Origin of the sequence: Vibrio sp. (assembly GCF_038138445.1) — a bacterium.
Taxonomy (GTDB): Bacteria; Pseudomonadota; Gammaproteobacteria; order Enterobacterales; family Vibrionaceae; genus Vibrio.
Map to the genome: position 1 here is coordinate 22,724 of NZ_JAYQDQ010000028.1, position 22,042 is coordinate 44,765.

Here is a 22,042-nt window from a genome sequence, read left to right on the forward strand (position 1 = left end):
CTCCTAGCAATAAGTATTAAATTTAAGGAAGCTCATGACAGACAAATCATACAAGGTCGCCGTTTTATCAGGGGACGGGATTGGACCAGAAGTAATGGCACAGGCAAACAAGGTGCTAGATGCTATCGAGAAGAAACACTCGATTAGTTTTCATCGTTCCGAGCATGACGTCGGTGGCATTGCTATCGATAATCATGGATGTCCACTTCCGGCAAGTACAATCAAAGCCTGCGAAGATTCAGACGCAATATTGTTTGGTTCCGTAGGAGGCCCTAAATGGGAACATTTGCCACCCAACGATCAACCTGAACGCGGCGCTCTTCTCCCCTTGCGTAAGCACTTTCAGCTATTTTGTAACTTGCGCCCTGCTCAAATACATCAAGGTCTAGAGAGCTTTTCTCCACTGCGCGCTGATATTTCACAGCGTGGCTTTGATATCGTGGTGGTGCGCGAGCTAACTGGTGGTATCTACTTTGGCCAACCCAAAGGCCGAGAAGGCGAAGGAGCCAATGAGAAAGCTTTCGATACCGAGGTTTATCATAGATTCGAGATTGAACGTATCGCTAAAATTGCTTTTGAGTCGGCTCGCCTGCGCGATAAAAAAGTCTGCTCCATTGATAAAGCCAACGTTCTACAAAGTTCTATCTTATGGCGCGAAGTGGTTGAAGAAATCGCGAAAGATTACCCCGATGTCAGTCTATCTCATATGTACATCGACAACGCGACCATGCAGCTAATCAAAGACCCATCGCAATTTGATGTGATGCTTTGCTCTAACATCTTTGGCGATATTATCTCAGATGAATGCGCAATGATCACAGGCTCGATGGGAATGCTACCTTCAGCGAGCTTAAATGAAAGTAAGTTTGGTTTATATGAGCCAGCTGGCGGCAGTGCTCCTGACATTGCGGGTAAAAACATTGCTAATCCTGTAGCGCAAATCCTGTCTGCCGCTCTTATGCTCAGATACAGCTTAGGTGAAGAAGCCGCAGCCCAAGACATAGAGTCAGCGGTATCAAAAGCACTGTCCGCTGGCGAGCTAACCGCTGACTTAGCTGGTGACAGGCCAGCTCTCTCGACTGCAGAGATGGGCAACAAAATCGCTGAGTACATTTTAAATTCATAAAATAATTATTCGCTCCTGATAAGCCGTTGTCAGGAGCAAAAACAGGAAAGTAATGATGGGCAAAACACTGTACGAGAAAGTCTACGACGCACACGTAGTCGTAGCAGCAGAGGGTGAAAACCCAATTTTGTATATTGACCGACATTTAGTTCACGAAGTGACCTCACCTCAAGCTTTCGATGGCTTACGTGAGAAAGGACGTCAAGTACGCCAAGTGAATAAAACATTCGCCACCATGGATCACAACGTTTCGACTACAACCAAGGACATTAATGCCTCTGGTGAAATGGCGCGTATCCAAATGGAAACGCTTTCTAAAAACTGCAAAGAGTTTGGCGTAACCCTTTATGATATTAACCACAAATATCAGGGTATTGTGCATGTCATGGGGCCTGAGCTAGGCATTACTCTCCCAGGAATGACTATTGTATGTGGTGATTCCCATACCGCAACTCATGGCGCATTTGGCTCTCTGGCTTTTGGTATAGGTACGTCTGAAGTCGAGCACGTACTTGCGACTCAAACACTAAAGCAAGCTCGCGCCAAAACCATGAAAATTGAGGTCAAAGGTAAAGTTTCTCCTGGTATTACTGCAAAAGACATAGTATTGGCCATCATAGGGGAAACCACGGCAGCTGGCGGCACAGGTTATGTGGTTGAGTTCTGCGGAGAAGCGATTACAGATCTTTCCATGGAAGGTCGAATGACAGTTTGTAACATGGCCATCGAATTAGGCGCTAAAGCTGGCCTAATTGCACCCGATGAAACAACATTTGAATACATCAAAGATCGTAAGTTCTCTCCGCAAGGCGAAGACGTTAACGCTGCGGTAGAGTACTGGAAGACTCTTAAAACCGATGATGATGCCACGTTTGATGCGGTAGTTACGCTTAACGCAGCCGACATCAAACCTCAAGTTACCTGGGGGACAAACCCTGGACAAGTAATTGCTGTCGACCAACCCATTCCGACACCGGACAGCTTCTCTGATCCTGTTGAAAAAGCCTCTGCCGAAAAAGCACTGGCCTATATGGGATTAACCGCAGGTAAAGCGTTGTCTGACTACCCGGTTGACAAAGTCTTCGTTGGCTCTTGTACTAATTCACGCATTGAAGACATGCGCGCTGCAGCGGCGGTCGCTAAAGGTCGCAAAGTTGCCTCTCACGTTCAAGCATTGATTGTACCCGGTTCTGAGCAAGTGAAGGCACAAGCCGAAGCAGAAGGTTTGGATGTTATTTTTAAAGATGCAGGTTTTGAATGGCGTCTTCCAGGCTGCTCTATGTGTCTGGCAATGAATAACGATCGTCTAGGGCCTGGGGAGCGCTGCGCGTCTACATCGAACCGAAACTTTGAAGGTCGTCAGGGGCGCGATGGCCGCACCCATTTGGTCAGCCCAGCAATGGCAGCAGCTGCGGCCATCGCAGGTCACTTTGTCGATATTCGTGATTTAGATTGAGGAGAATCTTAGATGTCAGGTTTTAAACAACATACAGGCTTAGTGGTTCCTCTTGATGCGGCAAATGTCGACACAGATGCGATCATCCCCAAGCAATTTCTGCAAAAGGTATCTCGCCTTGGTTTTGGTAAACACCTTTTCCATGATTGGCGATTTTTGGATGACGCGGGAGAGCAGCCAAACCCTGAATTTGTCATGAATGAAACACGCTATCAAGGCGCTTCAATTTTGCTGGCGCGTGAAAACTTTGGCTGTGGCTCATCACGGGAACATGCCCCTTGGGCTCTAGCGGATTACGGTATCAAAGCTATGATAGCTCCAAGCTTTGCCGACATATTCTACGGTAACTCAATCAATAACCAAATGGTTCCCGTGAGACTTACCGAGCAGCAAGTCGACGAGATTTTCCAATTCGTAGAAGCAAACAAAGGGGCGCAAGTTGAGGTCGACTTAGAAGCCAATCTAGTTCGAGCTAATGGTAAAGAGTATTCATTTGAAATTGATGAGTTCCGCAGGCATTGCCTGCTAAATGGACTCGATAATATCGGTTTGACGCTGCAACATGAAGACAAGATTGCTGATTATGAGACTAAGATACCCTCGTATCTAAAGTAAGCGTCTGTCTATAAAAGCTGGTTAACGCCAGCTTTTTTCTTTTTGAAAGTTCTTAATCAGATAGTCGGTCTTAACTCTTATCGCTGTGATTAATAGGACTGAACATGAAACTCTTTCTTCCCTTACTTCTCGCTATCGTATCTTTTAGCACCTTTAGCGCGCCTAAATCAGAACTTTGGCCTTATTGGAACAAAAGTAATGAGTCTAATGCTGCGGTTATTGATCACCAAGCTTGGCAACAACTGCTCGACCAGTATTTAGTCAGTAAGGGCGACTACACCCTATTTAAATACTCATCTGTCAGCGAAAAAGATAAGCAAGTGCTTGCCAAGTATCTTGAAAAATTGGCCAAAACAGATCCACTTTCACTCAATAAAGCGCAGCAATATGCTTATTGGGTCAACCTGTATAATGCGATTACCGTTAAGCTGATATTGGACGACTATCCGGTCAAATCAATTACCAAACTTGGCGGCTTGTTTAGTTTTGGGCCATGGGGCGATGATGTGATCACCATCAATGGGAAAACGTTAACACTAAACGATATCGAGCACCGGATTTTGCGCCCTATCTGGCAAGACCCTAGGACTCACTATGCGGTAAACTGCGCAAGTTTAGGCTGCCCTAACCTGCAGCAAAAAGCGTTTACAGCAGACAACACGGAAACACTGTTAGAACAAGCAGCGAAAAGCTTTATCAATAGTGATAAAGGGGTGCTGCTCAATGACAATGGTGCCCAACTCTCTTCCATCTACGATTGGTTTAGCGAAGATTTTGGTGATAAGGCTCAGCTTATCAGCCACTTAAGTCAATACAGGTCAGATTTAGGCACCTTAAGTGGCAAGATCAGTTACGACTATGACTGGTCACTTAATGAAGCCAAATAGGACTGAAACGGATTGGTAGTGCGCCTACCAATCCTTCACGCAGGATATCAGGTGGTTATCCAGTAGAGCGTTATTTTTCCAAAATAACAAAACGCATATCGTAAGCATTTTTCTCATCAGCTAGGTAAGTTTCAGAGTAGGTTTCTTGGTAGTCCTCGCTCCACTTAGGAAAACAAGTGTCACCCTCTACCTGAGTATCGATATAAGTAATATAGAGTTTGCTGGCTATATCCAAGCATGTTTGGTAAATCGCCCCTCCGCCGATGATCATAATTTCTTCAACATCACCTGCAAGGCTCAATGCATCATCAATAGAAGTGGCCATAGTGACGCCATCGAATTTGAGACTACTATCTCGACTAATCACAATATTTAAACGGCCAGGCAAAGGACGCCCAATCGATTGGTATGTTTTACGACCCATGATAACAGGCTTGCCTATAGTGCAACGTTTAAACCATGCGAAATCCGCTGGCAAGTGCCATGGCATTTGATTGTCTTTACCTATTACACGATTGTCTGCCATTGCGGCGATCATACTGATGATCATTGCTATTACCTCTTACTGACTCTGATCTTATTGACTTGCGGTAGTAGAATAACAATCCCTCACGCGCTAAGCCAATGACCAATTCAATCATAACCACATATGGGCAGGAAGTTCTCATAAAAAAGCCGCCATGTCAGAGACATAACGGCTTGAAAACAAAGTTTAGGTTAATCTCGTACGTAGACGACATGGCCGTCATCATCTTCGTCGTCCCAATCATCCCAATCGTCGTCATCTTCGGTGATCACATTTTTACCGGCAATGGCATCTTTGTGGTAATCATCCCACATGAAATCGACTTTTTCTTCCTCGCTCACTTGCTCTTCTTCACGAGGTAATTTCTCCATAAAGTCAGCCAGCTTGTAGCAAAGCTCTTTGGTGCCTTGCTTATTCACTGCTGAAATTTTGTAGTAATCCTCTTCCCAACCCAAGGCGTCAAGAATGTTTTGGATAATTTCATCCGCTTCTTCTTCTGGCATAAGATCAACTTTATTGAAGATCAGCCAGCGTGGTTTATCTGCCAACTTCTCACTATATTGCTCAAGCTCATCGATAATGGTCAGCGCATTCTGCACCGGATCAGATTGATCAATGGGCATAATATCGATCATATGCAAAAGAACACGGCAACGCTCAAGGTGTTTTAAGAAACGGATCCCAAGACCAGCCCCATCCGCAGCACCTTCAATAAGGCCTGGAATATCAGCAACAACAAAACTTTTCTCTGGGACAACACTCACCACACCAAGACTTGGAATCAAAGTCGTAAATGGGTAGTCTGCCACCTTAGGCTTAGCGGCAGACACTGCACGTATAAAGGTTGATTTACCTGCATTAGGCAAACCTAACATACCGACATCGGCTAGAAGCAGCAGCTCTAATCTAAGCTCTCTGACTTCACCTTTGGTTCCCAATGTTTTTTGACGAGGAGCGCGATTAACGGAAGATTTGAAACGAGTGTTACCAAGTCCATGCCAGCCACCTTTAGCCACCATCACTTTTTTACCGTGTTCCGCCACTTCAGCAACAATTTCATTGGTATGTATATCAACGGCGCGCGTACCCACAGGAACACGCAATACCTTGTCTTTACCACGCTTACCAGTACAGTTACCACCGCGACCATTTTCTCCACGCTCCGCTTCATAGAAGCGCTGGAAACGGTAATCAATCAAAGTATTAAGGTTCTCGTCAGCTAGGATGTAGATATCACCACCATCACCACCATCACCACCATCGGGGCCACCCTTTGCAACAAATTTCTCTCGCCAGAAACTTACCACACCGTTACCACCGTCTCCGGCTTGAACCTTAACTACCGCTTCATCAACGAATTTCATCTCTTACTCCGCCCACTTGCTACATCTCGTAGTCGTGTTGCAAACCTCATCCATAGAGCAAATAGACCCAATATGAATGATATAAATTCTAGCAGATGACGATCTGGGGACGCTTGTGCGCACTCAAATTGCTTCTGCTTATCAGGAAATATACTAAGGTACTTTAGAAAAAAAACCTTAGTATCAACTCCCTAACACCATAAATAAAAAACCCCGCCAAACTGGCAGGGCTTTTGAATTCGGCTAGAAACCTAATTCTTGATCTTAGCGAGAATTACTCTGCTTCGATGCTTACGAATTTACGGTTCTTAGGACCTTTAACTTCGAACTTCACTTTACCTTCAGTAAGAGCGAATAGAGTATGGTCTTTACCAATGCCTACGTTTGTACCAGCATGGAACTTAGTGCCACGTTGACGAACAATGATGTTACCTGCAAGAACAGATTCACCACCGAAACGTTTAACACCAAGGCGTTTGCTTTCTGAATCGCGGCCGTTACGAGTAGAACCACCAGCTTTTTTGTGTGCCATTGTTAAGCTCTCCTAATCAATTAAGCGTTGATACCAGTGATCTTCACTTCAGTGAACCACTGACGATGACCCTGTTGCTTACGAGAGTGCTTACGACGACGGAACTTAACGATTTTAACTTTATCGCCACGACCGTGTTGTACAACTTCAGCAACTACTTTGCCACCCTCTACAAGAGGAGCGCCAACTTTAACGTCTTCACCATTAGCAACCAAAAGAACTTTATCGAACTCTACAGTTGCACCAGTTTCTACGTCTAATTTCTCTAAACGAAGAGTTTGACCTTCGCTTACACGGTGTTGTTTACCACCAGATTGGAAAACAGCGTACATATCTTACTCCGCTTTTTCCGCACAGCCTTATGCGTATTTTATGCATTATGGGTGTGCGCTAAACTAATCATCAATAGGGCGCAGATTCTACAGAAGAGATGCACCTATGACAAGCCATATTTTTAAAAAGTTGGCGAAAAGCTAATCGCCAAATAAAAGTGTGGCAATCATGCCTTTTAGACGTGTATTTATCAACGTTTTTTAGTGTATTATCCACCAACAAAAATAATAAAAGACCTTAAAGATTCTAACTTCACTCGGATTTACAATGGATTTTAAAACTATCCAAACACTCACTGCCGACGACATGGCAAAAGTGAATGAAACAATTCTGGCCCAGCTCAATTCTGAAGTTTCCTTAATCAATCAGCTCGGGTTTTATATTGTGAGTGGCGGTGGCAAGCGCATTCGTCCTCTTTTAGCAGTGCTATCTGCCCGTGCTTTAGGCTATCAAGGGCAAGACCATACAACCGCCGCAGCCTTTATTGAGTTTATACATACCGCCACTTTACTTCATGATGATGTGGTTGATGAATCGGATATGAGGCGTGGTAAAGCGACAGCAAATGCTGCCTTTGGTAATGCAGCCAGCGTCCTAGTCGGCGATTTTATTTATACCCGCTCTTTCCAAATGATGACAGAGTTAGGCTCTATGCGTGTCCTCAAATTAATGAGTGATGCCGTGAATATCATCGCCGAAGGTGAAGTACTACAACTGATGAACTGCAATGATCCAAATACGACCGAAGACAGTTACATGCAGGTTATCTATTCAAAAACTGCTCGCCTGTTTGAAGCGGCTACCCAAATAGGAGCCATACTCAATCACGCGACAGATGAAATAGAGAGTGCCTTGAAAAATTATGGCAAATACCTAGGCACTGCATTCCAATTAATCGACGATGTGATGGATTACACCTCTGATGGAAAGGAAATGGGCAAGAATGTCGGCGACGATCTCGCTGAAGGTAAACCAACCCTGCCTCTCATCTATGCGATGAGCAAAGGAAACTGTGAGCAAAGAGAAATGATCAGAGAAGCTATCGAACAAGCCAATGGCATGGCGAAGCTCGATGCGATCATGGATACACTAACCGAAACAGGAGCCTTAGACTACACAAGGCAGAAAGCTTATCAAGAAGCGGACAAAGCCATCGAGGAGCTGAGTGTGCTACCTGACTCTCCCTATAAACAAGCATTAGTGACACTTGCACATATGTCCGTCCATCGCACAACATAATACAAATGTAGATAACGGGAACCTAAGTTCCCGTTGCCTACTAAGCAGCAATGCGAAGGTTTACTGACTAGAGGATCCTAACTTGAACAAAGTCTTTGCCTTGTTTTGGTTAGTAATACATCTTCCCCGCTTTTTCAAACTAGCAGTAAAGTGATCACCGATAAAATGCGGTAAGATATTTTGCGAGCAAACCATTTGTTATGTCTAGCAACAATGAAGCGTTTCACCGTTAACCTTTAATAAGTCACAAATAATTTGCCCGCCGATAATAAATATTACTTTAGTGTTCAAATAAGTATGATGAGATTGTTATTACTCTACTTAAAGTACTCTCACAGCATCAACATCAATCTTAGTGGCGCCTAATAGCTTTTTATCGACCTCACCTGAAATCTGAACCTGAGTCTCAGGAGTTGCCTTTTGACCCAACCATTTATCATGGTCAATCTCTACAGTAATTTCCGCAGTACCATCAGTGAAGGTATACATTTCCCCACCTAACGAAGCTTTGATTTTCCCCGTTAAGGTGACTGGGGTGTCATCACTCGCCTCTTTGGCTTGTTGAACAGTTGAGATACCTTGATTAGGACCACTGAATCCTGCATTACTCTGCGGCCCCTCAAAACCTTGAGCATAAAGAGTGGCAGATGCCGAAAGTGCCAGCACAGAGATAATTAATTTAGTTTTCATGGTTACTTCCTACTTTGTCATAAGTGTGTTCAATCTAACTTTCAATGGCTGAATGGAAGATGAATGGTTCAGTCATATTTGACTTATTTATCATTTTACTAGTGAGGCCATATTAGAAAGGTTCCCACTTTGGCATCCCTCATCTGCGTACTTACTCCTTTAACTTTGAAGTTTTTACTCAAAAAAATTGAAAATACGAATAACTCGCACAAAAACATTCACAAAAAACATAGAAAACAACAAAAAACAACAAAAGAGATAAATAAATCACATCAGAGTTCACTTTTTGAGAACAATAAACATTTATAATTTTGTTTGCATTATTGATATATATGTTAGCTTGCAATAAATGAAAATTATTAATTAGTGGCGACTTTAATAGGTAGAACCAATCAATCTGTAAAAAATTTAACTTTACTGGCTCCATCAGAAACTATTGTAAGGTGTTGTATGCGCGATTTTTATTACCATAATTCGGTCAAAGCAAGCTTGATCATTTTTGCAACATTACTGATGCTAGTAAAAAGCCATGCAGCTACTCAACCGCTCAGTACTCAGGTCGATCAAAACAGCCGTCGCGCGCTACAAGAAAACCAACGTCAACTAAATAAACAATTACAGCCAAAACCAACACCGGGCGCTTCGGAAGAAGGACTTAAAGAAGTCGCTGCTGAGGGAAACCCAGTATTACAGGAAACTTCTCAGTGCTTACCTATAACAGGTGTTTATGTTACTGAGACGAAACTCCTATCGCCAAAAGACTTTGCCAAACTTACCCCAATAGCTAGTGACTGCATCATGGCTGAAGACGTTAATCGCTTAATACGCGAGTTGACTGGCCTTTATATTAGTAAGGGCTATGTCACTGCTCGCATAGTACTTCTCCAACCTGGTGTATATGGTGAGCTCGGATTAGAAATTATTGAAGGTGAAATCGAAGGTATTATCGGCGCCAGTGACACTGTCAACATTGATACTCTCTTCCCTGATTTAGTCGGTCAGCCTCTAAACCTAAGAGATTTAGAGCAGGGTCTCGACCAAGCCAATCGCTTGCAAAGCAATAAAGTATCAATGCGTTTGCTACCTGGTGAATATCGTGGTGGAACGGTTGTCGAGTTAATCAACCCACCAGCTTCTCGCTGGAGCAGCAGTGCCAGTATTGATAACTATGGCCAAAAAAGCACTGGGCGAGAGGTATTACGTGCATTAACTGTATATTCAAGCCCATTTGGCATGTCAGACTATATTAGCTTCAGCGGCTCTACCACTATGGAATCCAATCCCGAGGTTTATAGCCGATCGGTATCAGCTCTCTACTCTGTCCCTCATGGATACTGGACTCTAAGTAGCTATGGCTTTTATTCCGGCTACTCTACAGAAAGTAAGGGAACTAACGCGACCATTAATCTTCATGGCTGGTCTTCAATGCTAGGTTTGCGCCTTGACAGAACCATAAACCGTGACGGTAACCAAATAAATACGGTTAGTGGACAAATCAATTATAAGCAAGCCAAAAACTTTGCAGAAACTATTCAGTTTGATATTAACTCTCAAGATCTTACGGTTTTATCACTTGACTACTCCCACCTACGAATTCTGTCTGCTGGTGTAATTAGTGCAGGTGTTGGGATTGATAGAGGAACGTCTCTTTTCGGAGCACAAACCGAAAGTACAGCCGTTGATGAACACTTTACAAAACTGCGAGGCAATATTACTACCTCGTATTACTTCAAGATGTTGGACAACACTTATCTTTATCGAAACCGTCTTGTAGGGCAATTTTCTTCGCACAAACTCCCCGGCGTAGAATGGATAGGCATCTCAGATAGTAGTGCAGTGCGTGGACTGGATATCAATAATTTGTCGTCGGCTGATGGCTGGTACTTACGTAATACCCTCTCGCGCGATATTAACGTGACAGAGTGGACACTCACTCCACGTCTCGGACTAGGGAATATTCAGGCAATATAGAGCTAAATCAATCTAGGGCCGATAGTGGCAAGTCAAAAACATTTGGTGGCAAAATAGACGGGGTTTACGCAACCAATGACCAAAGCAGTACTACAGGTCAAGCAGGCTCCATCACTGGCGCGAATAATGTAAATGTTACCGCTGGCAACGATGTTTACCTGCAAGGCACCCAAATTGGTAGCGTAGATAATCAAGTTGGTGATGTCACACTTAATGCGGGTGGAGATGTAACCTTTGACGCACAAACCTCAAATGAGAAGCAAAGTGGCTTGGATATTCGAGGTGGGATCAATGCAAGCCTAAGTAATGTAAATAACGATAAAGCGAATACGAAAAGTCGAGGAGCTGGCGCGAACCTTGATGTCAGCTATGTGGATGAAAACAAAGCCGAACAAAAAGGTGGTGGAGTTCAAAGCAGCGGCAATGTTTCTATCAATGCACAAGGTGAAAAAGGCATAGAGTTAACCGGGACCAAAGTAGCGACTAGCTCGACCACATTAACGGCAAACAACGGTTCTGTGTTACTTCAATCCGCTCAAAACACAGAGCAACGCAACAATTATGGCGGTAACATTGGGCTTAATACCAGTCGTACTACAGACCAAAATAAAGGTGGCAGCGTCGCGAACAGTGCAAGTGGAGTAAATGCAGGATTCAAAGCCGATGTAAAAGACAGTTTGACCAACGACAACGCTCAGATAGAAAGCCAACAAGTTTCGGTGTCTAGTAAGGGCAACGTCACCTTATCTGGAGCAAACATCAAAGCTGATAACGTCGATGTTCAGTCTCAGCAAGGTGGACTTGTGGTAGAAAGTCGCCAAGACAGGGAATTAGCGGTTGACGTCAAAGTTGGTGCTAAATTTGAAAAAACCAAAAAACCTGCTGAAAAGAGCAAGTTTGACCAATTAAAAGGCAACGTGGATTCTCTCCCCGGCGGTGAAAAGACTAAACCATACAAGGATAAAGTCACTCAGTTTGCCGAAGACAAACGCCGCGATTTTGCTTGGTGGTACGACGGTAAGAAACAAGACGTCAAGGACAGCTACAACAAAACCGCAGATAGAATCGATCAGGATCGAGAAAACAAAGCTCACGATGCACCATGGTGGGATAAAAAGGCTCAGGGTGTAGGCAAGAAAGCTGATGAAAAAGCCAAAAGCCTATTTGGTTCAACTGAAGATAAAATCGTCGATAATACCAATAAAGAAGGACAATTCTCACTGGTTGTTACCGATAAATTATCTGTTGGACAAGAGTCTGGCATATCTGCCAACCAGAATATTTCGGTAAACTCCAATCAAGCAACCAAGCTAAAAGGAGCAACACTGGAATCTAAAACGATTGATGCTGGATCTCAGCCTCTGGTAAAAGAAGCTGTTGATAACAGAAATATTTCTGTATCAGGTGATTTCAGTGGTAGTCCAAGTGAGCTGGGTAAACAAGCAATCAAAGACCTCAAGGAAGGAAAGACTCCTCTGTTAAAGGTCAGCGTTGACTCAACACCTACTGAAGGACAAGTCATTCAAAACTCAGCGAGTGAAACGTCAAATTAAACATTAAAGCGCGCTGGAGACAGCGCGCTTTTTCTATTATCTATACCTATCCTTACGAGGGTTTTGTCTATTTATTGGTTAGTGATCTGATTGGCCACACGGATACCGCTTCTTACCGCCCCTTCAAGATAACCTACGTATTCAACGGCGGTATGTTCGCCAGCAAAATACACTTTACCAGCAGGCTCTAAAAAAGCGTTCCAATGGCGAGTCATTTGCTTTGGCCCATACGCAACAAAGCCTCCCATAACATAAGGATCATTGTGCCAAGCATGAACACTACCATACTCAAAATACTGACTAGAGTCAGGGAACATCACTTCCATCTGTTCAAGCCGATTATCTATAATCTCCTTATCCGTCCAGTCTTTTTGCTGACGGGCAAAGTCACCGGATGTGAATGCGATCAGCACTCCTCCATTACCTTTTTGACGTTCAGAACCTTCCCAAACCCAGCCAATAGGTAACTCAGAAATCACATCGCCCCCTAGCCCACGCTCTAACCAAAATCTCTTACTGTATTTGAGTAACACTTTGACATGAGACCCGTAATTGATGTCATTCGCTGCCGCTTGTTTTGCTTTGGGCAGTTCTGGCGAAAATTCAATTTTGTTCAACACTGGCAGAGGAACCGTTACAACCACAACATCGGCTTCAAACTTCTTATCCTGCGCGCTCACCATGACACCATCGTCATCTTGAGTTACTTTTGTTACAGGATGGTTGAGTAACACGGGGCCTTTAATATGATCAACAAAGGCATTGGCAAAAGCGCGAGTGCCTTGCCAAAAGCGCTTAATTTCTTTTTTTTCGTCATCGACATTTGCATAGACTTTCGCTTGATGAGATAACCAGAGTAGCGAGATATTCTTGGGTTCATCATACTCACCACGTATTGCATGTTCCGCCAAAGTTTGAACGGAAGGCAAGAGTTTCAAACTCTCAATCCATTCTTGGGCTGTCATTTCATCCAAACGAGCGGCATCTGGCGCCAAAGTCGGGTTGGTAGAATCTGGTATATTATCAGCTAAATTATCAAAAGCAGTATAAAAGCGTTCTAAGTCTTTTTTTACTTCTGGGGGATAGGCTTTCTCAAAGTCACTATAGTGAGTCAACTTATTATCTAGAAAATAAGCCCCTTTTTCGACTTCATCACCATAGCCAACATCGACAATCTCCACGTCAAACATTTCTGCATAACGAAAGACCTCTGTGTGAATACTTTTGTCATCAAGTAGTTCTCCTCCCGTTTCTGCATGCTGACTCCCCATATCTGCAGTTCCCACTCGGCCACCAACGCGATCTTTAGCTTCCAAGACTGTAACTTGGTAGCCCTTTCTCTCGAGTTCATAAGCCGTAGTTAACCCAGATAAACCTGCTCCAATCACAATCGCTTTTTTATCTTCAGTGGCCATGGCATGAAAAGAAATAAAATAACAACTACTCATAATAATGAGTTTTTTTAGTAAGGAAGAAAACATGTAAGCATCCTGACGCGTATTTAATTTTGCAGCAGAATATTGGCAGATGGTTTGTTAATTAATCAAATTTAGCTCATTTTGTGATCATTAAACCTAGTAATAATCCAAAACCAGATCAACTTTCAACTTACTAGTACTAGCATCGATAAAAAGTTAATTAGTGCTTTACCTCAACTTAACTTAAGGTTTTAAGCTTCTCCTTGTCGATAACGAAAAATTAAGGAAATCACTATGATTCAGTTGGAGCACGTTAATTTGGTGGTAAAAGATATTGCGGATATGTTGAAGTTTTACCAAGCCGCATTTCCACATTGGAAGATCCGCGATCAAGGACAAGGTACTTGGTCTGGAAAACCCAGAAACTGGGTACATTTTGGTGATGATTACCAATATTTGGCGATCAGTGATCATGGCGAGGGGGAGAACCGAGACTTATCTGGACACCAAGTAGGGTTAGCACACTTTGCCTACGTAACCAATAATATCGATGCGGTTATTAGTCGGCTACTCAAAGCTGGTTATCCGATAGCAAAAGACGGGGCTGAAGAGCCTTATCGTAAAAATGTCTATTTTCTTGACCCTGCTGGGTTTGAAGTCGAGTTCGTAGAATATCTCAGCGATGAGCCAGAGAAGCGTAATTTATCGAGCTAAGCCATACCCAGATTACAAGTTGCGCAGAGGCATGCTCTCTGCGCTTTAAACAAGATAACTTGTGTTTAAAAAGTCTAACTAAGCGATACCAGCGGAGGCTGAGAAATCAAGATTCAGGTGTCAACCACCTACCTAGCTTGATACAACTGTATAAGATAATACCTTAGTAGGTAACAGTGAGAAGGTTGCGCTCAGACACACTTCTAAAATCGATCACACAATTTAATTATATGGAGACTCATGCTTGTTCAACACTCGGAGTTTAGTATTGACTAGCAATGCCTTAACTCTTACTTTTAAAAAATTTCAAAGACTTATACGCATATCTGCACAATCAAAAAGACCATCCCCTAAAGTAGGAAAATGCGCATAGTTTTTCAGCGTTCCATGATTTGGGAAACCTGATTTTTCTAAAACCTTTACACTTGCCAAGTGCCCAACAAAGGGATTTGTCCTTACTTCCTTGATGCCCAAGTTTTTCAAGTACTCCAAGCCAGTACGACACAATTGCGTCGAAATTCCGCGATTACTAAATTTGTCTGATATACCAAAATGAATCTCAGCATGCTGCTCGTTGAATACAAACACAACTACCCCAAACACAAAGTCATTTTGGCTTTCCGCAACGCCATAAACTAGTACTTTAGGAGCTCTTTCCAAATAGGAGTTTCTCCATTGCTTAATTTTTGCGAGCGTCGTTCCCACCGTGTCATGAGGTAATGTCGAAATGTACTTTGCGGAAGAAATTGAGCCGGAGTACAAACTAAACAACGAGTCTGCGTCAGTTTCTCGAAGCTATCTGACTCTAAAAGCTTCATTCTCAAAGTTCATCATGCCTCCATTCGCCCAACGCTTTCTATAACAGCAACTGTCCATATTTTATGGTGCAACAATGCCTTATTTATTATTAACTTTCAAATACAAATCAATGGAATAGGAACCAATAAACGAGTTTGAGCACTCTGTGGCGTATAATTTTGGCAACTACTAACTTCAGATAACTTTTGGTAGGGAAAACGCACGTCCCTTAATTTTATAGCGTTTTTGTCCTAAATAGTTTTGAGGCATTACGATTAAGAAATGGCAGCGTATCGATATCAACGCTGCCATATTGTATGATGAGTCATTCCTCTCACTCAAACTGTAGGAGAGGAATAAAGTTTCATACTAAGAACCGTGTCAGGCTAGGTTCTACGGTACTCAACAGAGGCTTAAAAAAAATAAAGTATCATACTAAATCGTAGTTACTCACTTCAGAAGGGGATATTACGAGTATTAAAGTTTCATACTAGAATCAATTGTCCAGCCATACTTTAAACCATCCAGCCCACTTATCGATATCGGCAGGATCAATGAAGCCTTTATGCTTGCATGATGGGTGGGAGATTCCTTTAAAGTTGCCCTCACCACAAATTAACGAGATGTAGTCACGCGGCCAAGATAGTGATTTTTTCAGCAGTCGTATTTCTAACTCCCCAATTTGCTCCTCTAAAGCACTATTATCCTTCAACTTTAAGACCATGGTCGAAATCGATTTTTTTGCATCCGACGTATCCACTTCAATCAAATGAAATATTTCTCCCTTATAGGTCACTTTAATGACGGCCATACATCTAGGATTCAAGTCATCTGCCATCATATGTTTAGTGCAGCGTGCAAGTTTAGGCAACTTTCGTATCGGATAACGATAAATTTTGCATTCATGATTTGCTTCTAGTCTATCAACCACCTGAAAGAAGATGTCAAACTTACTCGCATATAAATGAGCATCATCACTTTCATCATTAAGAACATCATAATCAGCTCCTGCAATTGTCCCCTTTATACTATCACCATTGGGGGATAGCTTATTAGGGATATGCTCCCCAGGTTCATTTTCGTCCGGTTTGCCACGGCTGGCATTTCGAGTTTTATCGGTCACTCGATTGGTTTTGAATGGGTTTAGAAATGATAAACCAACCGACTCGGTATCAAGGGAAACCCGTTTTTTATCAGGATCGGCATCTTCTTCATCGTCAAGTTCATGCTCCTCTGGGCGCTGAGGCTTGCTTGAGAAAGTTCCCCCTCCCTGACCTGTAACTTGCCTTCTGAAATCTGGGTGATAGAAATCCAGTTCATTAGGCATTGAAGAAGGAAGGTCCTCTACTCTTCTAATTTCCCACACAAAAAAGCTGTCGCTGCTCCAGTCATGCCATCCGGTAACTTCGATTTTTGTTCCGTTTAAAGAAGGAGGAGTAAAAGAGAAATCCCAGAATTGATACTGCCCTCGATTCGTATGCTCCCTCATCATGGTTTGATGAATACTTTCAAAGGAAGCTCTAGCCTCAGCATCGATCAATATCCAACTCAAAAATCGACGAGAGCGCTCATCGTTATAAGCTGCTATGGGATATTTAGAACTTGGCATTACATTAATTTGCCAATGCTCCCCCAAACTAGTGATATTAAAGTCTGATGATAGTTTACCGTGCTCCAAGCATATTCTAGACATGTAGTTGTCATGCAAAAAAAGAACACGAGCCAGTTCAAGTTGCGGGAGAAAAACCGACGTCCCATCATCAACAGAAAACTCAAAGCACCACTGCTGAGGGTCTTTGGCATTTGTCATAGAATGAAAAGCTGGGCACTCATTTAAACGCTTTCGCTGCCAGCGTTGAGCATCATTAACAGTAAAACTAAGCCGCTTTCCTTTTACCTTATTCGACTGTTTATAACTCAATGTTTTATACCGCCGAATCAAGGGGACTCCTGCAATTGGAATCGACGGACGATCTAATTTTTTTGAAAAACTGAGGTTAATTCCCCAAAGAACATTACTATTTTTCTTAAATAAAGAGCCCACTCCCATTATAACTGCGTCTTCAGGGATGTGTTTAAATCTATAGTTTCCCATACACCTTCCATTAACATTGATAAAAACATTGAGCCAATAACGTCAACCGCTCTTCACTAAGTCCTGCTGATCGTAATAAACGCCACCTCTGGATCTCAGTATTCTGTAAATAAAAAGAAATGTACTGGTTGGTCAATCGGCGAATTTGATACTGTTCTACTGATTCTGAATACCTATCAAGAAATTGTCTGGTCAAAGGTAGTTTCCCCGATATTCTGTGAGACCATGTTCTAAGACCAAGCCTTGATAATAAAAACGTACTTGAACGACGCGGAGAATAATGATCCTCTTCAAAACTATCGAGTAGCTTAGAAAGTTTTCGAACAAACAAGCGATCTCTTTTGTTCCAATTTACACGGTTATTTATATAGGTCATGGGGCGTTGATATCGTTTATTAACTCTCATCAACCAAATGTAGTCATGTCGGTACAGCCACATGTACAAGGCTAGATAACCCCTCGACTTCGCATGAGCACATCCGAACTTCTTCAATACTGTCAGCCATTTAGAACGCTTCTTTCTGTTTATCTTCTGAGACAGAGGAACCTGACATACTGCTTTACTTTTTTCAGGATATTGCTTTACCTGAGTTAATACCTCAGAGAACGGAACATATTCATCAGAAAGGCTGGACTGAATAATCATATGCTGAATAAAGCTGAATGATTTACGATGTTTCCTTAAAATGCTCTTCACCCAACAGCTTTCTTTTTCACTTAGCGCTAAGTGGTTGTAAAATAACCAATCTTTGTGCCAGAGCGAATATATACGATCGCAAACTTCACCATAACTTAAGTTTGAGCCTCGATTACAGCCTGAAGATACAATCAAATCTCGGTAATAACACGTCCATTGGTGAACGGTGGGAGATTCTTGAGGTTCAGTTTCTAGCAACTGTTTAGCCATAATACTGCACCTCAAAGATTCCCTCTTTAGGTCATGAAGCTGTCTATCCTTCACAGAACGACTTGCAGCATGAAATTCATGTCGATGTTCATAGTTCAGTGGGATGGAAAATTCATACAGCGGTATTTGGTGTGCTGAGCACCACGTAGCGCCTGGAACTTGCCAATTCCGTTTCCAGTACCTCTCACCATATTGTGCGATCTGCTCATCAAAACACTTGGGACAATACCGAAGTTGATTGGGCTGCTTAACTAACGATGCAGCAACCCCAAAACTTAGATGAATTCTCCCCTTAGACTGATTTTCCATCCAACGGATACCCGCTAGTCTTCTCTTTTCTTCTATAAAAGGGGCATATAAAGGAAACAAAGTATGACGATATATCAGTAAAGGAACCGTGATGTTTAAAGCTACCGAATATTGCCTCGATATTTCAGCTAGGTGACTGGGTAAATCAACTGTAGCAATAAGGTTTCTATCTGCATAAATTTCATCAAGTAATCGTTTAGGTGATGTAATACCACTATGAACTTTGGCTCTTGCCACTAGGCTATATATCAATTCATTTGGATACAGAATGGGTAAGCCAAGCATTTAGCTCACCTTTTTTAAATCCAAGACAAGATGGCAGTCCTTCATTGCACTGTACATATCTTCTTTTTGATCGAGTTGTGAATAAACAAAGCGCAAGTCACTACTACCAAGGCATGGCCAATCAGATCGTTTAATCAATGTCTGTTTACGTGCTTTGATCATCGATTTTGGTTTCTGTTTATCCTCATCATACCAATCCAATATCAAAGGCATCATTTCACGCAATGTTAACGTAGGCTGTTCTCGGAAAATTTTCTCAACAAGTGGGATAAGTATTTTAGATTGACACCCTGTTTGTAGGAGCAAATTATATAGCCGCATTGCTTGCTCGATATGACCAAAAGGTAATTCAGGCTCTTTGGGGATCTGATTAATTTTCTGCTGTAGGCTAAGTAGGCGCTTATCAATATCTTCCACTCGCAAATCAGAATATTTAGCTATTAAATCTGGACTTCCTTGACGGATCGCATCTAGCATAGGATGAACGGGCTTTAGTTCATCGTCGTAAACTGACCGCAACAGTTTAACCGTAATGCGTTCTAGTTTTGAGGCAATGGCTCTGAGCTGAGCCAACACAAACAGCTTAACAACAATATCCAAAACCCCTTGAGATAATTCATACCAACAATCTCTGATTTCATCGGTAAGGACTTCATCACGCCGATTGAGCCACTGGTATTTCCAGAGTTTATTCGTAAAAGCAACCCATTCGCTTTTGGTGTTCGGATTTTCAGGATATTGGGGCATGGGCTGCCAATAAAGAGAGCCTATACCCGTGGTTCGTCTTGCCGATTGTAACTCAACTTCAAACAATGGTCGGGCTTTCGGTGTACCAACCAATATCACCGGTATCCCAACCGTGTTCACCAGTTCAACAAAAAATTCCAGCATTTGCTCTCGCCCAACGGCCTTGCGAATTTTCAAGCGTTGAATTTCATCAATGACCAGTACACCAATAGCGCGTTCATTCGCAACCTGACTCATTAAAGCCAATAACGTTGGTATCCCGTGACGCCTGCGACCATGAGTATTCTCATAATTTGTCCCTAACCTCCGATCGACCTCTCTAAAAAAATTAAGGCACAAGCTCTGCTGCGAACCATTGTTAGGGCACTCGATTTTTAGATAGCTCAATTGGAAAAAATTATAGTTTTCGTGATAAATAACCTGAGGATATGTCGCTAGGATTCTATCAAGAGTTGAGCTTTTACCACTGCCAGAACAGCCAATCAGAGACAAACAGGTTGCTGTTGTTAGCACATTCCTAAACTTATAACTTTGTAGGTCACCACTCATCACTCTCTGATAACCATTTTGCAGATGTTCATTGAGCGAACCATCTAAAAGGTTTCGACTGACATAACCACGGCGTACCATGATTGAAATACGCTCTTCCAATAATACATGCTGAGATAGTGGCTGAAAGAAGTCATCCAGTAACGCTGCGACCATATGCGCTCGCTGTCGAGGTTTATCTTGCAAATGCTTTAATGAAAAATCGACTTTACCTTCCAACCCTTCTTTAAGTTGCCTAATTTCCATAATAGGAGGCAGTGCTTCGATGAAAGGATTCCCCCTATATGAAGGATTGCCAGTATCCTGATATTGCGCTGTTACGTACTCGATAGGCAAACTCACTCGCTATCATCCTCTTCGTCGAACAGCTCATCAACATAGCTCGGATAGCTATAATCATCCTTGGGACTATCGTGCAAAAAAATCACCTCTGCCGTGTCTTTCACATCAACTTTAGGTGTAGGCTTTCTACCTTCCCGTTCTTTGTGCAACTCAGCTTTTCGATTTGAGCGAATACTGGAAAGGCGTTCACTATTAGACGTTCTTGATGAATCAGGGCTCAACTTTTCCGCATCGTGTATTTTTTCAGCGACCCTGCGCTCATGTTCACGTTTATGCTTTTCAGCCCGCACCTTACTTTGAGCAGTGGTGTGTTTTTTCTGTTCTTGACGTTGCCATACTTCCCAAAAGGAACAGTTAACGAACTCTCTAGACCGAGCAGATAGTTTACACAGCCAATGTTCGCGACTGCTTTTCCATGGAAATAGGTAAACCTCATCCACTAAACTAGGATCGTATGCCACCAAGACTTTCTCTGGTCGAGACACTTCTTTAGCCCGATGCATCCAGCCTTCTGCAATAGCTTCTTGGCAGGTATAATAGATACCAAATAGGCATATTCCCAACGTGGAGACCGTAGCTTCGATTCTGGGGAGCAAACTCAACCTAACTGATTGTTCAGGAGCAGAGCGCAAACGACCAGTACGATTTTGAATGCCCCAATTCCACAACTCTAGTGGTATTGAAGGCAGCTCAACAGGCATATCAGCAGAGCGGTCATATTTCTTCAATACATCGTATTGATTATGATAGAGAATTGATGAAAGAATAATTTCTTTAAAATCAGAAATGGATAGCTTGGCATCAAGACGATAATCCTTACCACCACGCTTTTTGACTTTATTTCCTGTTACGAACCCAGGAGCAAACGGGGTGAAATCGGCTTGCAACGTTTTGAAGTTACGCTCAACGATTCCTTTAGCATCTCCCCGAAACGGCGGTGTATTTTCAAGTCTGACAGAAAAGCTTTTTTCTAAGTATTCTATCTGATACCCCAGTAGCTCTCCTCTATCAGCCAAAATAGCGTCTGGCAAACCAATCGCGGGCCAATCTTTAGATTCAATATCTAAATCAAATTGACTACACAAGTCTACTTTATCGGTCATCGCAACTTGTAATGCTTGCATAGCCGCGACATAGGACGGATTTTCAAAACCAATGTAGAAGCCAACAATTAATCGACTGAACACATCAATGACAATGTAAACCACAGGCCGCCCTACTATCCAGCTTCTGTTTACATCAGAAACGACATAAATGTCTGCTATCGTTGCATCAATCTCAAAGCGAGAACCTGGCCCCAGAGCATTCATGGTGGCTGTTCCTGTCAAAGGACGAAAGTCTTTGTTATATGCGTTGCGACTGGATCGGTTTTTTATTTTTTCCACTTGCGTATATTCACGCTGATAGAAATATTTCATTTGCCAATTGGTTGGAATTTCTTCCTCTGAAACATCAGGAAAATAAGTCTGGTATCGATCTTTAAAGCGCCGATGGGCGTTCGGAAAAGAATAACCCTTGTCAGTCAACAAATACTGTACTGGTCTAATGAAACAGGACACTTAATTGAGAGACAATCAATGTTAATC

18 protein-coding genes and 1 pseudogene are annotated in these 22,042 nt (G+C 42.6%); 8 read left to right on the forward strand and 11 right to left on the reverse strand.

What is annotated here, in order from left to right; translation table 11 throughout:
- Window positions 1-34 precede the first annotated feature (34 nt).
- The 4 genes from leuB to AAFM34_RS09700 all read left to right on the forward strand — a co-directional run bounded on the left by leuB (window position 35) and on the right by AAFM34_RS09700 (window position 4,084).
- Complete coding sequence (gene leuB, locus AAFM34_RS09685) at window positions 35-1,126, forward strand: 3-isopropylmalate dehydrogenase (protein WP_341662272.1); 1,092 nt, start codon at window positions 35-37, stop codon at window positions 1,124-1,126.
- 55 nt (window positions 1,127-1,181) lie between these two features.
- On the forward strand, window positions 1,182-2,582 hold the full coding sequence (gene leuC / locus AAFM34_RS09690; RefSeq protein WP_341662314.1) for a 3-isopropylmalate dehydratase large subunit: 1,401 nt from the start codon (window positions 1,182-1,184) through the stop codon (window positions 2,580-2,582).
- 12 nt (window positions 2,583-2,594) lie between these two features.
- Window positions 2,595-3,197, forward strand: a complete 603-nt coding sequence (gene leuD / locus AAFM34_RS09695) for a 3-isopropylmalate dehydratase small subunit (protein ID WP_341662274.1) — start codon at window positions 2,595-2,597, stop codon at window positions 3,195-3,197.
- 104 nt (window positions 3,198-3,301) lie between these two features.
- A complete protein-coding gene (locus AAFM34_RS09700) occupies window positions 3,302-4,084 on the forward strand; it encodes a DUF547 domain-containing protein (protein ID WP_341662276.1) in 783 nt (260 codons plus the stop codon).
- 70 nt (window positions 4,085-4,154) lie between these two features.
- Here AAFM34_RS09700 and folA read toward each other — a convergent pair whose 3' ends face one another.
- The 4 genes from folA to rplU all read right to left on the reverse strand — a co-directional run bounded on the left by folA (window position 4,155) and on the right by rplU (window position 6,838).
- Window positions 4,155-4,634 (reverse strand): type 3 dihydrofolate reductase, encoded by a 480-nt coding sequence (folA, locus tag AAFM34_RS09705; protein ID WP_341662278.1) that lies wholly within the window; start codon window positions 4,632-4,634, stop codon window positions 4,155-4,157.
- A 167-nt stretch (window positions 4,635-4,801) separates the two neighbouring features.
- Window positions 4,802-5,974, reverse strand: a complete 1,173-nt coding sequence (cgtA, locus tag AAFM34_RS09710) for an Obg family GTPase CgtA (RefSeq protein ID WP_341662280.1) — start codon at window positions 5,972-5,974, stop codon at window positions 4,802-4,804.
- A gap of 274 nt (window positions 5,975-6,248) precedes the next feature.
- A complete protein-coding gene (rpmA, locus tag AAFM34_RS09715) occupies window positions 6,249-6,506 on the reverse strand; it encodes a 50S ribosomal protein L27 (RefSeq protein WP_004409945.1) in 258 nt (85 codons plus the stop codon).
- Window positions 6,507-6,526: 20 nt separating this feature from the next.
- Window positions 6,527-6,838: a 50S ribosomal protein L21 gene (gene rplU / locus AAFM34_RS09720; protein WP_008072988.1), complete on the reverse strand. Its 312-nt coding sequence runs from the start codon at window positions 6,836-6,838 to the stop codon at window positions 6,527-6,529.
- 268 nt (window positions 6,839-7,106) lie between these two features.
- On the opposite strand from rplU, the gene ispB reads away from it, so the two are divergent.
- Window positions 7,107-8,078, forward strand: a complete 972-nt coding sequence (gene ispB / locus AAFM34_RS09725; protein WP_341662289.1) for an octaprenyl diphosphate synthase — start codon at window positions 7,107-7,109, stop codon at window positions 8,076-8,078.
- Between the two features lie 321 nt (window positions 8,079-8,399).
- Here ispB and AAFM34_RS09730 read toward each other — a convergent pair whose 3' ends face one another.
- Entirely contained in the window at window positions 8,400-8,768 is a 369-nt protein-coding gene (locus AAFM34_RS09730; protein ID WP_341662291.1) for a NirD/YgiW/YdeI family stress tolerance protein, read from the reverse strand.
- A 450-nt stretch (window positions 8,769-9,218) separates the two neighbouring features.
- Between AAFM34_RS09730 and AAFM34_RS09735 the strand changes: the two genes are divergently transcribed.
- Complete coding sequence (locus tag AAFM34_RS09735) at window positions 9,219-10,739, forward strand: ShlB/FhaC/HecB family hemolysin secretion/activation protein (RefSeq protein WP_341662293.1); 1,521 nt, start codon at window positions 9,219-9,221, stop codon at window positions 10,737-10,739.
- On the forward strand, window positions 10,691-12,292 hold the full coding sequence (locus AAFM34_RS09740; protein ID WP_341662295.1) for a hemagglutinin repeat-containing protein: 1,602 nt from the start codon (window positions 10,691-10,693) through the stop codon (window positions 12,290-12,292). Before AAFM34_RS09735 ends, AAFM34_RS09740 begins: the two co-directional genes overlap by 49 nt.
- Window positions 12,293-12,363: 71 nt before the next feature.
- On the opposite strand, the gene AAFM34_RS09745 is transcribed toward AAFM34_RS09740, so the two are convergent.
- Window positions 12,364-13,773 (reverse strand): flavin monoamine oxidase family protein, encoded by a 1,410-nt coding sequence (locus tag AAFM34_RS09745; RefSeq protein ID WP_341662297.1) that lies wholly within the window; start codon window positions 13,771-13,773, stop codon window positions 12,364-12,366.
- Between the two features lie 231 nt (window positions 13,774-14,004).
- On the opposite strand from AAFM34_RS09745, the gene AAFM34_RS09750 reads away from it, so the two are divergent.
- Complete coding sequence (locus tag AAFM34_RS09750; RefSeq protein WP_341662299.1) at window positions 14,005-14,424, forward strand: VOC family protein; 420 nt, start codon at window positions 14,005-14,007, stop codon at window positions 14,422-14,424.
- A 306-nt stretch (window positions 14,425-14,730) separates the two neighbouring features.
- On the opposite strand, the pseudogene AAFM34_RS09755 reads toward AAFM34_RS09750, so the two are convergent.
- The 5 genes and pseudogenes from AAFM34_RS09755 to AAFM34_RS09775 all read right to left on the reverse strand — a co-directional run.
- Window positions 14,731-15,207 (reverse strand): annotated as a pseudogene (locus tag AAFM34_RS09755) (GNAT family N-acetyltransferase); the annotation flags it as partial.
- A gap of 511 nt (window positions 15,208-15,718) precedes the next feature.
- Window positions 15,719-17,317 (reverse strand): Tn7-like element transposition protein TnsE, encoded by a 1,599-nt coding sequence (locus tag AAFM34_RS09760; protein WP_341662301.1) that lies wholly within the window; start codon window positions 17,315-17,317, stop codon window positions 15,719-15,721.
- 10 nt (window positions 17,318-17,327) lie between these two features.
- Window positions 17,328-18,818: a TnsD family Tn7-like transposition protein gene (locus tag AAFM34_RS09765; protein WP_341662303.1), complete on the reverse strand. Its 1,491-nt coding sequence runs from the start codon at window positions 18,816-18,818 to the stop codon at window positions 17,328-17,330.
- A complete protein-coding gene (locus AAFM34_RS09770) occupies window positions 18,819-20,456 on the reverse strand; it encodes an AAA family ATPase (protein WP_341662305.1) in 1,638 nt (545 codons plus the stop codon).
- Window positions 20,453-21,985: a Mu transposase C-terminal domain-containing protein gene (locus AAFM34_RS09775; RefSeq protein WP_341662307.1), complete on the reverse strand. Its 1,533-nt coding sequence runs from the start codon at window positions 21,983-21,985 to the stop codon at window positions 20,453-20,455. Before AAFM34_RS09775 ends, AAFM34_RS09770 begins: the two co-directional genes overlap by 4 nt.
- Window positions 21,986-22,042: the final 57 nt, after the last annotated feature.

Excerpts from the sequence above, each read along its gene's own strand:
- leuB (WP_341662272.1), top strand. The coding sequence starts at position 35 with ATGACAGACAAATCATACAAGGTCGCCGTTTTATCAGGGGACGGGATT.
- leuC (WP_341662314.1), top strand. The coding sequence starts at position 1,182 with ATGGGCAAAACACTGTACGAGAAAGTCTACGACGCACACGTAGTCGTA.
- leuD (WP_341662274.1), top strand. The coding sequence starts at position 2,595 with ATGTCAGGTTTTAAACAACATACAGGCTTAGTGGTTCCTCTTGATGCG.
- AAFM34_RS09700 (WP_341662276.1), top strand. The coding sequence starts at position 3,302 with ATGAAACTCTTTCTTCCCTTACTTCTCGCTATCGTATCTTTTAGCACC.
- folA (WP_341662278.1), bottom strand. The coding sequence starts at position 4,634 with ATGATCATCAGTATGATCGCCGCAATGGCAGACAATCGTGTAATAGGT.
- cgtA (WP_341662280.1), bottom strand. The coding sequence starts at position 5,974 with ATGAAATTCGTTGATGAAGCGGTAGTTAAGGTTCAAGCCGGAGACGGT.
- rpmA (WP_004409945.1), bottom strand. The coding sequence starts at position 6,506 with ATGGCACACAAAAAAGCTGGTGGTTCTACTCGTAACGGCCGCGATTCA.
- rplU (WP_008072988.1), bottom strand. The coding sequence starts at position 6,838 with ATGTACGCTGTTTTCCAATCTGGTGGTAAACAACACCGTGTAAGCGAA.
- ispB (WP_341662289.1), top strand. The coding sequence starts at position 7,107 with ATGGATTTTAAAACTATCCAAACACTCACTGCCGACGACATGGCAAAA.
- AAFM34_RS09730 (WP_341662291.1), bottom strand. The coding sequence starts at position 8,768 with ATGAAAACTAAATTAATTATCTCTGTGCTGGCACTTTCGGCATCTGCC.
- AAFM34_RS09735 (WP_341662293.1), top strand. The coding sequence starts at position 9,219 with ATGCGCGATTTTTATTACCATAATTCGGTCAAAGCAAGCTTGATCATT.
- AAFM34_RS09745 (WP_341662297.1), bottom strand. The coding sequence starts at position 13,773 with ATGTTTTCTTCCTTACTAAAAAAACTCATTATTATGAGTAGTTGTTAT.
- AAFM34_RS09750 (WP_341662299.1), top strand. The coding sequence starts at position 14,005 with ATGATTCAGTTGGAGCACGTTAATTTGGTGGTAAAAGATATTGCGGAT.
- AAFM34_RS09760 (WP_341662301.1), bottom strand. The coding sequence starts at position 17,317 with ATGGGAAACTATAGATTTAAACACATCCCTGAAGACGCAGTTATAATG.
- AAFM34_RS09765 (WP_341662303.1), bottom strand. The coding sequence starts at position 18,818 with ATGCTTGGCTTACCCATTCTGTATCCAAATGAATTGATATATAGCCTA.